The sequence below is a fragment of the Vreelandella neptunia genome (assembly GCF_000712975.1).
Classification (GTDB): domain Bacteria; phylum Pseudomonadota; class Gammaproteobacteria; order Pseudomonadales; family Halomonadaceae; genus Vreelandella; species Vreelandella qaidamensis.
Window position 1 is genome coordinate 1 of record NZ_JHQL01000007.1, and the last position, 14,861, is coordinate 14,861.

The 14,861-nt window shown below is 52.3% G+C and carries 15 protein-coding genes and 1 rRNA gene; 9 read left to right on the forward strand and 7 right to left on the reverse strand.

Going from position 1 to position 14,861, the window contains the following annotated elements; genetic code table 11:
- A 5S ribosomal RNA gene (gene rrf / locus CR46_RS0116795) occupies positions 1-100 on the forward strand; the annotation flags it as partial.
- Positions 101-407: 307 nt separating this feature from the next.
- Here the strand turns inward: rrf and hisC are convergent.
- A complete protein-coding gene (gene hisC, locus CR46_RS0116800) occupies positions 408-1,469 on the reverse strand; it encodes a histidinol-phosphate transaminase (RefSeq protein ID WP_030074643.1) in 1,062 nt (353 codons plus the stop codon).
- Positions 1,470-1,642: 173 nt separating this feature from the next.
- Here hisC and CR46_RS0116805 point away from each other — a divergent pair, with 173 nt between their 5' ends.
- The 4 genes from CR46_RS0116805 to mnmH all read left to right on the forward strand — a co-directional run bounded on the left by CR46_RS0116805 (position 1,643) and on the right by mnmH (position 5,744).
- On the forward strand, positions 1,643-2,092 hold the full coding sequence (locus CR46_RS0116805) for a copper resistance protein NlpE N-terminal domain-containing protein (protein WP_030074646.1): 450 nt from the start codon (positions 1,643-1,645) through the stop codon (positions 2,090-2,092).
- Between the two features lie 113 nt (positions 2,093-2,205).
- Positions 2,206-3,576, forward strand: a complete 1,371-nt coding sequence (radA, locus tag CR46_RS0116810; RefSeq protein ID WP_030074648.1) for a DNA repair protein RadA — start codon at positions 2,206-2,208, stop codon at positions 3,574-3,576.
- Positions 3,577-3,621: 45 nt separating this feature from the next.
- Positions 3,622-4,659 (forward strand): selenide, water dikinase SelD, encoded by a 1,038-nt coding sequence (gene selD / locus CR46_RS0116815; RefSeq protein ID WP_030074650.1) that lies wholly within the window; start codon positions 3,622-3,624, stop codon positions 4,657-4,659.
- Positions 4,656-5,744 (forward strand): tRNA 2-selenouridine(34) synthase MnmH, encoded by a 1,089-nt coding sequence (gene mnmH, locus CR46_RS0116820; protein ID WP_030074651.1) that lies wholly within the window; start codon positions 4,656-4,658, stop codon positions 5,742-5,744. The genes selD and mnmH overlap by 4 nt, the downstream gene beginning before the upstream one ends.
- A 39-nt stretch (positions 5,745-5,783) precedes the next feature.
- On the opposite strand, the gene CR46_RS0116825 is transcribed toward mnmH, so the two are convergent.
- Entirely contained in the window at positions 5,784-6,476 is a 693-nt protein-coding gene (locus tag CR46_RS0116825) for a type 1 glutamine amidotransferase (protein WP_030074652.1), read from the reverse strand.
- 112 nt (positions 6,477-6,588) lie between these two features.
- Between CR46_RS0116825 and CR46_RS0116830 the strand changes: the two genes are divergently transcribed.
- The gene (locus CR46_RS0116830; protein ID WP_030074653.1) at positions 6,589-7,191 is read left to right on the forward strand and encodes a YjaG family protein; all 603 of its coding nucleotides are present in this window, start codon (positions 6,589-6,591) and stop codon (positions 7,189-7,191) included.
- A gap of 13 nt (positions 7,192-7,204) precedes the next feature.
- On the opposite strand, the gene CR46_RS0116835 is transcribed toward CR46_RS0116830, so the two are convergent.
- The 5 genes from CR46_RS0116835 to hisB are packed head-to-tail and all read right to left on the reverse strand — an operon-like array spanning position 7,205 to position 10,567.
- The gene (locus CR46_RS0116835) at positions 7,205-7,711 is read right to left on the reverse strand and encodes a hypothetical protein (protein WP_030074654.1); all 507 of its coding nucleotides are present in this window, start codon (positions 7,709-7,711) and stop codon (positions 7,205-7,207) included.
- Positions 7,712-7,751: 40 nt separating this feature from the next.
- Positions 7,752-8,525: an imidazole glycerol phosphate synthase subunit HisF gene (hisF, locus tag CR46_RS0116840; protein ID WP_030074655.1), complete on the reverse strand. Its 774-nt coding sequence runs from the start codon at positions 8,523-8,525 to the stop codon at positions 7,752-7,754.
- Positions 8,522-9,268 (reverse strand): 1-(5-phosphoribosyl)-5-[(5-phosphoribosylamino)methylideneamino]imidazole-4-carboxamide isomerase, encoded by a 747-nt coding sequence (hisA, locus tag CR46_RS0116845; RefSeq protein ID WP_030074657.1) that lies wholly within the window; start codon positions 9,266-9,268, stop codon positions 8,522-8,524. Before hisA ends, hisF begins: the two co-directional genes overlap by 4 nt.
- A gap of 11 nt (positions 9,269-9,279) precedes the next feature.
- The gene (gene hisH / locus CR46_RS0116850; protein WP_030074659.1) at positions 9,280-9,921 is read right to left on the reverse strand and encodes an imidazole glycerol phosphate synthase subunit HisH; all 642 of its coding nucleotides are present in this window, start codon (positions 9,919-9,921) and stop codon (positions 9,280-9,282) included.
- Between the two features lie 52 nt (positions 9,922-9,973).
- Positions 9,974-10,567: an imidazoleglycerol-phosphate dehydratase HisB gene (gene hisB, locus CR46_RS0116855; RefSeq protein WP_030074661.1), complete on the reverse strand. Its 594-nt coding sequence runs from the start codon at positions 10,565-10,567 to the stop codon at positions 9,974-9,976.
- A 205-nt stretch (positions 10,568-10,772) separates the two neighbouring features.
- Here hisB and CR46_RS0116865 point away from each other — a divergent pair, with 205 nt between their 5' ends.
- The 3 genes from CR46_RS0116865 (at position 10,773) to mutY (ending at position 14,828) form a co-directional block, all read left to right on the forward strand.
- Entirely contained in the window at positions 10,773-11,255 is a 483-nt protein-coding gene (locus CR46_RS0116865) for a GNAT family N-acetyltransferase (protein WP_030074663.1), read from the forward strand.
- Entirely contained in the window at positions 11,255-13,588 is a 2,334-nt protein-coding gene (locus CR46_RS0116870) for an AsmA family protein (RefSeq protein ID WP_030074665.1), read from the forward strand. Before CR46_RS0116865 ends, CR46_RS0116870 begins: the two co-directional genes overlap by 1 nt.
- 142 nt (positions 13,589-13,730) lie before the next feature.
- Entirely contained in the window at positions 13,731-14,828 is a 1,098-nt protein-coding gene (gene mutY, locus CR46_RS0116875) for an A/G-specific adenine glycosylase (protein WP_030074667.1), read from the forward strand.
- The last annotated feature ends 33 nt before the right edge of the window (positions 14,829-14,861 follow it).

The window sequence follows — 14,861 nt, forward strand, 5'->3', positions numbered from 1 at the left end:
AGCGTGAACCACCTGATCCCATGCCGAACTCAGCAGTGAAACCGCTTAGCGCCGATGGTAGTGTGGGGTCTCCCCATGCGAGAGTAGGTCATCGTCAGGCATTTATTAAGAAAAACCCCAGCTTCAGTTGAAGCTGGGGTTTTTTGTTGGTGCCTACCACACCGTCATTCCCGAGTGGGGGTACTGGGAATCCACCTTGACCTTGGCTTGCTGAAGCCCAAAACCCCAGGTCAACATGGATTCCCGCTAAGGGCCTGCGGGAATGACGAGGGCGGCTCGGAGGGCTGGGGTAAGTCATCGTCAGTGACTTATTCGAAAAAGTCCCCCAGGGCTTTGAACTGTGCACCCCGAGAGTTGGACACATAATCTAACCTTCGGGGTGTTTTTATGTTTAGAAAATGTAAGGATTAGCGGCAGATCGCTTCCAGCGCCTCTATTAAGCTATCCATTTCATCATCTGTGCCGATGGTGATACGCAAGAAGTTGTTGAGCATGTCAGTATTAAAATGACGTACCAAAATTCCCCGCTCGCGAAGGCCTGCAAACAGCTGAGCGCCTTCAAAATCAGGATGTTGAGTAAGCACGAAGTTAGCTTTTGAAGGTAAAACCTCAAAGCCTAGTTGTTCAAGTCGCTGACGTGTGCGCTCGCGCGTTGCGATGACGTTATTCCGGCAGGCATCAAAGTGGTCTTTATCTTTTAGTGCTTCAATTCCTACCAAACTTGCCAAGCTATCGACGGGATAGGAATTAAATGAGTCTTTAACCCGCTGAAGGCCATCAATAAGCTCCGGTGAACCAATCGCGTAGCCTAAGCGTAAACCAGCTAAGCTGCGCGATTTAGAAAACGTCCCAGTGACTAGCAAGTTAGGGTAACGCTTAATTAAGGAGACAGCGCTTTCTGCGCCGAAATCAACATAAGCCTCATCAATTAATACAACCCGGTTCGTCACGCGTTTAAGCAGCGACTCAATGGTATCGAGTGAGTGCGCATGGCCAGTTGGCGCATTTGGGTTAGCAAAAATAACACCACTGCGCTCTGAGGCATTCGCTAGAGCATCAACATCGACTTCCCACTGGTCATTCAGTGGATGCTTGCGAAGAGTGATGCCATAAAGGTTGGCATAAACAGGATAAAAGCTATAGGTAATTGAGGGAACATCAAGCGGTGCGTCATGGCAGAAGAAAGCCTGAAACGCAAACGCGAGTACTTCATCAGACCCATTACCGACGAAAGTTTCTGCTACGCTAACATTATAGCTTTCTGCTAACGTTGTACGCAGTGCGTGTGAAGTTGGGTCAGGATAGAGGCGCAAATGATCGGTAGCATAATTGCGTAGCGCCTCGCTTACCCCTGGCGCTGGGGGGTAAGGGTTTTCATTGGTGTTGAGTTTAGTAACCTGTTCACGGGGCTGTTCACCAGGCACATAGGGGGTAAGTCCCCTAACGGCTGGACTCCAGTATTGGCTCATGTGGGTAACCTAATTGTCCTGACAGAATACCTCCATGGTCGCCTGATGGCTGCCGGAGCGCAAGCATTCACCAAGCATTCAATTAGGGAGGGGTGGGCGTCGCACCTTGTAGCGGTTATGCTGTCATAAGCGCGCGAAAGAAATGTATGTCCAACACGATAAGGAGACACTCAATGCAATTTAGGAGTTTGCTAGCCGGCTCGGCTATGTTGGCACTGCTGGCGGGCTGTGCATCTGGCCCAACGGACCAGGGTGAAGACGCTGGGATGACTGCTTCTCAGACTAATTACCAAGGTACGCTGCCTTGCCGCAACTGTGATGGTATCGATCTGAATGTAACGATGATGGGCGAAGAAATGAGTGCTCCTGAAGAAAGGACGTTCACCTTAAACGCCACTTACCGTAATCATCCTCAAACACCGCCAGACGAAAACTATGAGGGAAACTGGGAAGTATTGTCAGGCACCCCCTCTGATCCAGATGCTACCGTCTATGAGTTAACCCCGAATGGCGATGGTCAGATCTACTACTTCCAGCGTATTAATGAGCGCACGCTAGAGCTGATCGACCCAGAGCGTCGTCGTTTCGAAAATGGTGAGATGCTGCAGTTACAGCGTCAATAAAGTATGAAGCGACGCTCAAAGGCGGCCATTGGCCGCCTTTTGCATTTCTAGCCATTTGGCGTATGACGTTCAGTGGCGATATAAAGGGCGATCACAACAGGAGCAATAAGGCGGTGGCGAAAGCAAAAAGTGCCTTTGTATGTACCGAATGTGGTGCAGAGTATCGAAAGTGGCAAGGCCAGTGCTCCAGCTGTCAGGAATGGAACACGCTGAGCGAGATTCGTTTGGCCAGTGCGCGTCCTGGCAATGGAGCTGCAACGGGAAGAACAGGGTATGCAGGGGACTTATCACGTGAAGTGGTAGATCTTGGTAATGTGGATCTAAGTGAGGTCCCCCGCCTGACGTCGACTTTTGCTGAGTTTGATCGTGTGTTAGGCGGCGGCCTAGTACCAGGGTCTGCCGTATTGCTAGGGGGGAATCCAGGTGCTGGTAAGTCCACTTTACTGTTACAAACCGCCTGCAAGCTTGCCCAACAGCGGCGTATTCTCTATGTCACCGGGGAGGAGTCGCTTTCTCAAGTGGCAATGCGTGCCCACCGCTTACAGCTGCCTACTAATGGGTTAAAGATGTTAGCGGAAACCAGTGTTGAAACAATTCTAGCGGTGGCCGAACGAGAAAAACCCGAAATTCTAGTGATCGATTCTATACAGACCATGCATCTTGAAGATATTAGCTCAGCGCCGGGCGGCGTTGCCCAAGTGCGTGAGTCTGCAGCAGCGCTGACACGCTTTGCTAAGCAAACGAACACAGTATTGTTGCTGGTAGGCCACGTGACGAAAGATGGCACGCTGGCTGGCCCTAAAGTATTGGAGCATATGATTGATGCCTCATTGCTGTTAGAAGGTGGGGCTGACTCGCGCTTTAGAACATTACGTGGTCAAAAAAACCGCTTCGGTGCGGTGAATGAGTTGGGTGTGTTTGCAATGCTCGAGCAGGGTTTAAAAGAAGTTAAAAACCCCAGCGCGATTTTCCTATCACGCCAAGAAGAACAGGCGCCTGGCAGTTTGGTTATGGTGGTGTGGGAAGGAACCCGACCAATTTTGGTAGAAGTGCAGGCGTTAGTCGATGAGTCTGCACTGGGTAACCCTCGCCGTGTAGCCGTTGGCGTTGATCAAAACCGACTGGCTATGCTGCTAGCCGTGTTAAATCGCCATGGTGGTCTGTTTACTGGTGATCAAGATGTTTTCCTAAACGTGGTTGGGGGTGTGAAAGTGCTTGAAACCAGTGCCGACCTGGCGGTACTGCTGGCGGTGGTTTCTAGTTTACAGAATCGCGCACTACCAAAAGAGTTAGTGGTATTTGGCGAGGTGGGGCTATCAGGAGAGATACGACCAGTGCCAAGTGGACAAGAGCGCATTGCTGAAGCGGCTAAACACGGTTTTTTACGGGCAATTGTGCCGCGTGGAAATGCGCCTAAACAGGCGCCAAAAGGCATGGAGGTCATTCCCGTCGATAAACTGAGTGATGCCCTGGACGCGCTGTAGCGTAAGCTACGCTAAGGAATAACACCATGGTTAAGGAGAAACGTTATGAGCTCGATTCGGTTAACTCAATATAGTCACGGAGCGGGTTGTGGCTGCAAAATTGCCCCAGACGTGCTGGATGGAATTCTTGCTAAAGCGGGCCCTGCGGCGGGCCATAAGCGGCTCATTGTTGGCAATCAAGGGCGCGAAGACGCAGCGGTATATGATTTGGGTGATGGTCGCGGCATGATTGCGACCACCGATTTCTTCATGCCGATTGTCGATGATCCCTTTGATTTTGGTCGTATTGCTGCCACTAACGCGATTAGCGATGTATATGCTATGGGTGGCACGCCTGTCATGGCATTAGGGATTTTAGGTTGGCCGCTAGATAAACTCAGTGCTGAAATAGCGGGCGATGTTGTTGCCGGTGCCCAGGCTGTCTGTCGTGAACTAGGTGTGGCGTTAGCGGGAGGACACTCAATCGACGCCCCTGAGCCGATGTTTGGTTTAGCGGTTAATGGTTTGGTCGATTTAGCGCATTTAAAGCTCAACAGCCAAGCAAAGCCTGATGACCTATTATTTCTAACCAAGCCACTTGGCGTGGGGCTATTAACTACGGCCGAAAAACGTGGTTTGTTGGAAGCTGGGCACCACGGCCTTGCCCGCGAAACGATGCTCAAGTCCAACCATATTGGTGTTGAGTTAGCTAAGGTGAAAGGCGTTAACGCCATGACGGATGTCACAGGGTTTGGCCTTGCTGGACACTTAGCTGAAATGTGCAGCGCAAGCGGTGTGATGGCGCAGATCGATTTTCGCCGCTTACCCCGCTTAGCAGAAGCCGAAGCTTACCGTCGACAGGGGGCTGTTCCAGGAGGTTCTCAGCGTAACCGCGATGCGTTGGGTAAAGCGCTACCTGTGATGGACGATGCTCATTGGCAATGGCTGTGCGACCCTCAGACGTCAGGTGGTTTGTTGGTGAGTGTTGATCCTGCTTGGGAAGATGATGTTGAGCGCATTGGTCGAGAGCATGGCATTACGTTGGTACCGTTTGGCACTATGAAAATTTCTCAGGGCGACGTTTTGATAGAGGTTATTGGATGACCTTAGCCACTGTACCGGCCTCGTTAAACTTAATCGCGAAAGAAACGCCGCTAATCGATGTGCGTGCTCCAGTTGAGTTTATTCAAGGGGGGTTGCCTGGCGCGGTTAACTTACCGCTAATGGTGGATGATGAGCGTCATCACGTTGGCATTGCTTATAAACAACAGGGGCAGCAGGCGGCAATCGGTCTAGGTGAGCGTTTAGTTAGCGGTAAGACTAAGCAAGCACGTGTTGCTGCGTGGCAGGCGTACGTAGTGAGCCACCCAGAGGCTATTATCTACTGTTTTCGCGGAGGACTACGTTCGCAAATTGCACAGCAGTGGCTAGCCGAGTCAGGTATAAGCAGGCCACGTATTGACGGTGGTTGGAAAGCGTTGCGTCAACGGCTATGTCAGCGCATTGATGAAGCATCCAACCAACCGATGTTAGTGGTGGCGGGGCTGACCGGCTGCGCAAAAACGATGCTTATTAATCAATTGAGTAACGGCATTGATCTGGAAGCTTTTGCCAATCATAAAGGATCGGCTTTTGGCCGACAGCCAGAAGAGCCGACGACCCAAATTAATTTTGAGCATGCTTTGGCTAAGCGTTTAATTGGTCTGTCAGGAAAATTGGTGATAGAGGATGAGTCGCGACAAATCGGCAATGCCAATATCCCGCTTCCCTTCTGGCAAGCTATGCAACGTGCACCACGCATACGTATTGAGATGCCCCTAGATTGGCGCTTAGAGCAGTTGCGTCGCGACTATATCGAAGCACTTGGACGGAATTATATCGCTCGTTACGGCCAGCAAGAGGGCTGGCAGCGTATGCAGCGCCAGCTGGCTAATGCCTTAGAGCGTTTGGCTAAGCGGCTAGGAAATGCTCGTTTGCAGCGTCTGCAGCGGTTGCAGGCCATGGCCTTTGGTGCCCATGCGCGAGGCAATATCCAAGCCCATGAGGCATGGCTTGCGCCACTACTAACAGAATATTACGACCCACTTTATCGCTATCATCTTGAAAAAAATCGAGATAGTCGCCCTATGCAGTTGCACGTTGGCGATTGGGAAAGTTGTTTAGAAGCCGCTAAGCAATGGAGCACCTAGCGGCGTTTTATTCACCAACGGCTTGGCTTATGCAGCAGCTTATGCAACTTTCAGCCATTGGGTCATCACGCGGTCTAGTAGGGGCGCTAACTGATGAAAGCGGGAAGCATCGTCCAAAATCTGCTCATTGGTTTGTATAAAACGCCCTGCCGCGGCCGTTTTGGGCTGTGGTCGCTCACTTGTATGGAGTAGTGGAATCACGCTGGTGAGGGTAGTCTCAAAGTGGCATAGCAAACCGATCACCCGCCCTGCGTCCCAGGAAAACCCTTGTAGCGGTGCAGCCGCACTGCCTCCGAGCGGAAGTGCACTTTCCGGTAAGCTAAATACGAAGCGGTGCCACATAAATGCCTCGAAGTGTTCGGGCAGGTCAAAAGTGCTTTCTGGGGCCAATGTTATTGGGTGCCAGCCGATTTCAGGGTAGGTGCCCGGTGCAATAACCGCATCTAGCGCTTGTGCTATCCACAGTGCGCCTAAACCAATACCTAATACGGGTTTTTGACCATCGAGATAACGATGAATTAGCTTTCGCTCAGCTTTAAACCAATCGGGGGGATCATTCACGAAAGGCTCGGGGCCATCCAGTATAATTAATGCATCGCACTCACCGAGCCGCGGGGTTAATTCGCCTGCGTAAAGGTGAAACACGGTATAACTATGGCCCATACTTTCAAGCCAGTCAGTTAGACGAGCGGGGCCATGGTCAGGGCCGTGCTGTAGCAGATGGATATGCATGGTAATCTCCTCGCCGGCCGATGTTAATAGCGCGATAGGGATCTCCTGCCGCGTTTGTGCGACGATAACGTATCGCGTTCATTTCACCAATATTGTGACCCAGGAAATCAGCATGGTGGCTAAACCCCTAGGATTTTACCAGCGGCTTCAACAGTTGCCGTTGCCCGCTCAGCAAGCGTTTATGGCAGCCCTTTGTGAGCGTCTGCTACCTAACTACGCGCTTTATCAACAAACCACGGGCCTAGGTGATGAGCATACGCTGCGTACCGTGTTGAGTTTGGTATGGGAGCGATTAAGTGTTCCAAACGCGAGTATCGACTTTGCTCGGCAGGCGGAAAAGCTGGCGGAGTGCGAACCTCCGGAAAATGATGAAAGCTTTGGCGCGCGCCGAGCGTTAGATGCCGTTGTCTCTGTATCCGCGCTGTTAGATACGTTGCAAGGTGAGTCGCCTGAAGCTGTGCTGGATGTCAGTCGCACATCGCGGGCGGGGGTGCGCGCGTTTATCGAGCTAACCGAAGGTGAGGAAGATGCCCAGGCGCTTGCGCTGATCATTCGCGACCATCCCTTGATGGCCGACGAAAACGATTTCCAGGACGCTGTTTTGGACGCCGTGAGTGAGCCAATTAATAAAGCTTCCCTCAAAGAAATTCGTCAGCTAGGACGTAATAACGGCATTAGTAATCTAGGTTTAACCTTAGACGAGGGCGAAGAGTAACTGGCAACGTCGGTTAGAACCGCAGGCCCGCCGTCACCATCATGCCGGCGGTGCCGAAGATAATCAGATCTGATTCTACGCGCCCCCATTGCACGCCAATACTGGGTAGAAGCGCAGGCGCTACCCCTAAATGATTGAAGGGAATTTTGTCGCGGTATTCACCTTTATAGCCACGCAATAGTCCGCCAGTCAGCTTGGCGCGCACGTTGAGCCCTTCAGCAACTTGCCAGAGAGGAAACTCACGACCCGCATAGAAGTACCAGGTCGGTTGATCAAAAGAGTTTTTAAACCATGCCGCCCCTGTTAACCAGCGGTTAGGATTATGCAGCTCAATACTGATCAAGCTCTGCTGATTGGTGTGCTCGGGGTCAGGGTCGAAGTGGCGTGTGAGTAAACTGGTTTGTACCAGCGTGTGATCGAGCGCCAACACTGGCGGCCAATCAGGCAAAGAAAAGGCTGAGACATTGGTGCTCAGCCATATTCCTGCTATCCCACCCAACCATTGATAAGAACGAGGCATGTAGTGCTCCTGCGAAGGGGGGAGTTGCTAAGGTGCCTCATTAAAGGCGCATTTCAATGCCGCGCTCGGCCATATAGCGTTTTGCTTCAGGTATGGTGTACTCACCAAAGTGGAAGATACTTGCTGCCAGAACCGCATCGGCACCGCCTTTCAGTACACCATCGACTAGGTGGTCTAAGTTTCCCACACCGCCAGAAGCAATCACCGGCACGCTGACGGCTTCAGAAATAGCATGGGTAACCCCCAGGTCGAAACCCACTTTAGTACCATCTCGATCCATACTGGTTAGCAGTAACTCGCCAGCACCAAATTCCACCATCTTTTTGGCCCACTCGACGGCATCTAGGCCCGTCGGACGTCGTCCACCGTGGGTGAAAATTTCCCAGCGCGGCGTTTCGCCTTCTTTAGACACCTTCTTAGCGTCAATCGCCACCACAATACACTGGCTACCAAAGCGCTCAGCCGCTTCGCGGACAAATTCTGGGTTGGTCACTGCCGCTGTATTGATTGAGACTTTATCAGCACCAGCATTGAGCATGGTACGAATATCATCGCAGCTACGGATGCCGCCCCCAACCGTGAGGGGAATAAACACTTCACCAGCGATGCGCTCTACCATATCGACCGTTGTGTCACGGTTTTCGTGGCTGGCGGTAATGTCGAGGAAGGTGATTTCATCGGCACCTTGTTGATTGTAGCGCTGAGCAATCTCAACCGGGTCGCCAGCATCACGGATTCCTACAAAGTTAACGCCTTTCACTACGCGCCCAGCATCGACATCTAAGCAAGGGATAATACGTTTCGCTAAGCTCATTTTTGGCCTCCGCTAAGCTGGTCGCTTAAGCGCTGGGCTTCTGCTACATCTAGGCTGCCTTCATAGATCGCGCGGCCGGTAATGGCGCCTAAAATGCCACTGTCCGCGACATCACACAGCGCACGAATGTCATCTAAATTGGTGACACCGCCGGAAGCAATCACCGGTAAGCCGCCTTCACGAGCTAGCGCAGCAGTGGCTTCCACATTGACGCCTTGCATCATGCCGTCGCGGGCAATGTCGGTATAGACAATGCTTGAGACGCCGTCATTGGCAAAGCGCTTGGCAAGTTCAGTCGCTTTTAACGTGGATACTTCCGCCCAGCCGTCGGTAGCTACATAGCCATCTTTAGCATCTAAGCCAACAATGATGTGGCCTGGAAATGCACGACACATTTCGCCGACGAAGTCGGGTTCTTTGACCGCTTTCGTACCAATAATAACGTAAGACACCCCGGCATTTAGATAATGCTCAATGGTTTCCGCGGAGCGGATACCGCCACCAATTTGAATGGGTAGGTTAGGGTAGGCACGGGCAATCGCAGTAACAGCATCACCATTTACTGGCTTGCCTTCAAAGGCGCCGTTTAGGTCAACTAAGTGCAGGCGGCGAGCGCCCGCTTCTACCCAGCGGGCAGCCATGGCAACGGGATCATCACCATAAGAGGTTGCATCTTCCATGCGGCCTTGCTTCAAGCGCACACACTGGCCGTCTTTGAGATCAATCGCGGGAATTACTAACATAGTGAAACCTCTCAGGGCGTCCAGGTGACAAAATTTTCTAGCAGGCGCAGGCCCGCGCGGGAGCTTTTTTCAGGATGGAACTGCACAGCGAAGGTGGCATCGCGACCAATCGCTACATGAGCGCAAACCTTGCCGTACTGGGTGGTGCCGAACACTTGGGCATCTTCAGCCGCATTGACGTAGTAGCTGTGCACAAAATAGAAGTGTTCGTGATCGTCAATGCCTGCCCATAGCGGGTGGTCGTGATGCTGTGCCACGAGATTCCAGCCCATGTGCGGTACTTTCAGGCGCTGCTCATAATCATCACGCATATTGGCCGGAAAACGGTCGACGCTGCCATGGAAAAAGCCCAGGCAATCTACGCCGCCGTTCTCTTCGCTACGTTCCATCAGCATCTGCTGGCCCACGCATATGCCCAATAGTGGTTTGGCTTGACGGGTAAGAATGTCGTCGACTAAACCGCGTAGTTCGGTACGTTCCAGCTCGCCCACACAGTCCCGAATAGCCCCTTGGCCGGGGAGCACTAGGCGTGTTGCACCTAAAATGCGCCGGGGGTCGCGAGTGATAATCACATTTTCGTGAGTAACGTGCTCAAGCGCTTTTGCCACAGAGTGCAGGTTGCCCATTCCATAATCAATTACTGCGATGGTCATAAAGCGCTCCTTGTTATCGTTAGCGAGCTATCGCTAGCCGTAATGCTCGGCATTATAGGCTCCCTTTAGTAGACGGCATTTGCCCCGCCATACGTGGGTCTTCTGCCACTGCCATGCGCAGCGCGCGACCAAACGCTTTAAAAATAGTTTCAGCCTGGTGATGCGCATTAAAGCCTTTTATATTATCGATATGCAGTGTTACACGCGCATGATTGACAAAGCCTTGGAAAAACTCCCAAAACAGTTGGGTATCCATACGGCCAATGGTATCGCGGGTGAAGTCGACATTCATATAAAGACCTGGGCGGCCAGAAAAATCGATGACGACTCGCGATAGTGCCTCATCAAGCGGCACGTAGGCATGCCCATAGCGATAAATGCCGCGCTTATCGCCTATCGCTTGATGAAACGCTTGGCCTAGCGTAATGCCTAGGTCTTCAACCGTATGGTGATCATCGATATGTAGGTCGCCCTTTGCGTCAATATCGAGATCCACCATCCCATGACGAGCCACCTGATCAAGCATATGATCAAGAAACGGAACGCCGGTGTCGCTGCGGAGGCGGCCTTCACCATCAAGGTTGACGCTGACCGTAATCTGCGTTTCGTTGGTGTCACGGCTTACCGTGGCAATACGCGCTGACATGTTACATCTCCTGCGCTGATGCGCACTCTGAAGGGGGATGGTGGATCGTTGGGTAATGTTATCACCGCTGGATCAATGCATAACTTATGACCAAAGCGGCCATTATAGTGAATCGGTGCCCCCATCCGCTACAATGCGCGAAAGGTAGCCGCCTTTGCTGGCGGTAGAATAGCAGCCTTGCTGCTTTGGCAAAGAGGATTTCACCATGCCGGTGACACTGCACTACGTCGACCAGGCTCGTTGGGAAGCAGAAGAGCAAGTGCGTATTGACCTAATACGCATTTATGAAGATGCACCCCAAGAGCGAATGCCCACACCAACGGTCACTCCTTTTATTGAGCAGCACTTGAAAGGGCAGCATTTTTTTGCCTGTGCACATTTTAACGATCGCTTGCTTGGTGCCGTTGCAATAAAAGAAACAGCCGACCGCGCGTGGTGGCTCTCAGAACTGTGCGTGCGTAAACCCACCCGGCGGCGCGGTGTAGGCACGCGATTAATGGCACTTCTGGGCGAACAGGCAAAACAAGAAGGGCGTGTACTGCGCATCGAAACGTCGTCGCTACCGTTAGCTGATCGTGTACTGCTTTCCAAGCTTGGTTATCGCCCTATCGCTAACGAATCAGCCGCGCAGACGGATGCACCCATCACCAGTGATTTTGTCGAGTTAGACCCACAAGGAAAAGGGTAATGAAGCAGCTACTCCGTATTTTGCTGGCCGCGGTAGGTATTTTAGCGATCGTCGCCGTTGCCGCAGTGGTGTATGTCACCACCTTTCTTGACCCGGAAGACTTCAAGCCTCGGCTAACCGCTGTGGTAGAAGAACAAACTGGCCTAAACCTAGCGTTGGAAGGCCCTATTACATGGTCATTTTATCCGCGTATCGGGGTTAGTGTTGAGCAGGCAAGAGCATGGTTGCCTGAGCAATCTCAGGATGACAGTGCGTTTGCTGCCATTAATCGGGCTGAAGTTAGCGTGGCTTTCGCCCCCTTATTGCGCGGCGAAATCGCTGTCGATGGATTAACCCTAGACGGTATGCGTCTGAACCTTGAAAAGAATGAGCAAGGGGAAGGGAATTGGCAGCCGTTACTAGAGCGTCTTGCTGAACAGGGCAACGAAACAGCGGAAACCGTTCTGGCGCCCGCAAGTGCTGGCCCTAACGCAGATGCTGGTAATTTATCGGTTGTATTGAACATCGCCAGTGTTGAAGTGAAGAATGCTGACATTCGCTTTCGTGATGAGCAAAGCCAAGCGCTTTGGCGAGTGCAGCCGCTCAATATTTCAGGCACCAATGTTAATCCTGTGCGTTCTTTTCCGTTAAAAACCATGTTTACACTGACTAAGCATAATCGCTTAGATGCAGAAGTGCTGGAGCGCACGCCCGACCTGACCAGCGAAGTTAATCTCGAAACCCGTCTTCGTTTAGGCTTAAAAGATGAACAGTTGGTTTTTGAAAACACTCAGTTGACGACCCGTACGCGACGCGCTGGAGAAAGTGATCCGCAGCAGCTCAGCTTGAAAGCAGCTGAAATCGTTGCCCGGATGGGGGAGCAACAACTGACGATTCGCGAGGGTGTCGTAGACGCGGGTTTACGTCATCCAGAAAACTGGCAGGGTAGCCTCGCGCTATCGTTGGCATTTGGTTTAGAAAGCGACTTTGCGGCTCAAACCGCCCAACTTAAAGATGCTCAATTAACCGGACCAGATGGGCTGAGAGTCAGTGGACACCTCAATATCGCGCAGCTACTTGATGCTCCTCGCTATAGCGGCCAACTAACCGCAGCTCCCTTTACACTGCGTCCGTGGCTATCACGGTTAGGGGTTACGCTGACAACAGCTAGCGAAGCTGCCTTAAGTGATGTGGCAATGACCAGTCCGATTGAAGGTGACACGGCGCAGGTTGCACTACCGCGGCTCTCTTTAGTGGTTGATGACAGTACCTTCACAGGCAACGTTTCCGCTGCGCTAGACGGAACTCAGCTTACCTTTAATCTAGAAGGCGACCAACTGAATATTGATCATTACCTGCCTGGTCCTGAAACGGCGCAGCAAGCTAGCCGAGGTTTACTGCGCAACGCCTTCGCTCAAACCGACGGGGCGCTATTACCTCAGGCATGGCTGAGTACGCTATCGCTAGAGGGGGACTTAAGCGTTGATCAGCTTATCCTGTCTGGATTAGTGTTCGATGAGACCTCGCTAAGCTTACGTGGAGAGAACGGTAACCACCAACTAACGGCCTTTGAGTCGCGTTTCTATGGGGGCGAGCTTAGCTCGACAGGTCGTCTTGATGCCACTGCTGACGTGCTCGAATGGCAGCTTTCTCCACGTGTCAGTGATGTTCAGGTGGCACCACTCATCGAAACGTTTAGCGAGGAAGCGTCACCATTGCGAGGCCGCTTTAACTTAGAAGGAGCGCTGACAACTCAAGGCAATCGCCGTGACGTGCTCACGAGTAATCTTAACGGAGAGCTAAGTGCACGGCTGAACGATGGCGCTATTCTGCAAACGAATATCTCCCAGCAATTGTGTGAGGTAGTGGCGCAGCTAGAGGGCGAAGGCACCCTACGAGAGTGGGAGCCTGACACACGCTTTGAGCGATTTGACGCAACCTTTCAAGTACGCAATGGTGTTGTGAACAGCGACGATCTGCTGATCACTCTTCCAGGCATTGATGTGCAGGGGGAGGGGGAGCTCAATCTCAATACGCTGAACTTCACCACGGAAGCGAATGCGAGGTTGGTCGATACCGCTGATGCTGCCTGTAATGTGAACCCGCGTTTAGAGCAGCTGCCGCTCCCGGTACGCTGTGAAGGCCATGTAGGCGACGATAAAACCCAATGGTGCCGCTTTGATCGCTCTGCTTTCCAAGCTGCGGTGGTAGACCTCCTGCGTAATGAAGCTGGCAGCCGAGTTGAGGAAGAGCTGGAAGAACGGCTAGGCGACTCGCTTGATCGTATTGATGAACGTTTAGGAGAAGGCGCTGGTCAGGAGTTGCGTGAAGGGATCCGTCGTCTATTTAATTAAGCATGTAGATAAGCTTTGTATTCAACCAATAAGTGTCGCGCCGGTCCCAACGCCGGCGCTTTTTTTGGTGCTAGTGACCGCTGTGAAAAGATTGCCTACCTGCTAATGGCTGTTAACAGTTTTACTGTTTTAAGGAGTTTTTATGGCCGACATGCCAACGCCGTGTCTTACGGCGGAAGAGTTTCAACGCCGCCTGCTTACTTGGTTCGATCAGTATGGTCGGCATGACCTGCCTTGGCAGTCGCCTCGCAGTGCCTACCGGGTTTGGGTATCTGAAATTATGCTCCAACAAACCCAGGTCACTACCGTCATTCCCTATTTCAAGCGTTTTATGACGCGTTTCCCTACGTTAGAAGCACTGGCAAATGCTCCCCAAGATGATGTGCTGCATCTTTGGACCGGGCTTGGTTACTATGCCCGTGCTCGTAACCTGCACAAAGCGGCTCAAGTGGCGTTCGCAGCTTATGGGGAAGAACTACCCACCGATAGCGTAGAAACGTTGATGGCGTTGCCAGGCATAGGGCGTTCCACTGCTGGCGCGATTATCGCGCAAAGTGCTGATAAACAGGCAGCGATTCTAGATGGCAATGTAAAGCGCTCTCTGACCCGCTTACATGCCATCGCTGGCTGGCCAGGTAAGCCAGCGATAGAACGCTCACTGTGGGCACTGGCCGAGTATTACACGCCTGATACCCGGCTTGCTGACTATACCCAGGCCATCATGGATTTCGGCGCCACGCTCTGTAAACGCAGCAAGCCGGATTGCCCAATTTGCCCGTTTAACGACGCATGTCGCGCCTATGCCGAAGGTGAGCCGCAACGCTATCCGGAATCCAAGCCCAAAAAGGCCCTGCCGACCCGTGACACTATCATGCTGATGTTGCAAGACAGTCAAGGACGGGTGTGGTTAGAGCAACGACCACCCAGCGGCCTGTGGGGAGGCCTATGGAGCCTGCCTCAATTTGAACGCCATGGTGAGCTTAACGACTGGCTTGCCGATCATGTCGTTTCCCCTAAACGCCATGCGCCCCTACCCAGCTTTACCCATACCTTTAGTCATTTTCGCCTATCGATTACGCCTCAGCCGGTTAGTTGCGATAGGCTGAGTGGTGTAAGAGAGGGCGGCGTATGGTATGACATCAACCACCCCTCGGCGCTGGGCTTGGCAGCTCCGGTTAAATCGCTGCTGAGCCAGTTAGTGCCATTTACCCTCGATCCAACGCCAGGTCCGTCACACTAACCTCTTCCGCGTTATTACTTATTTTCGCGTACT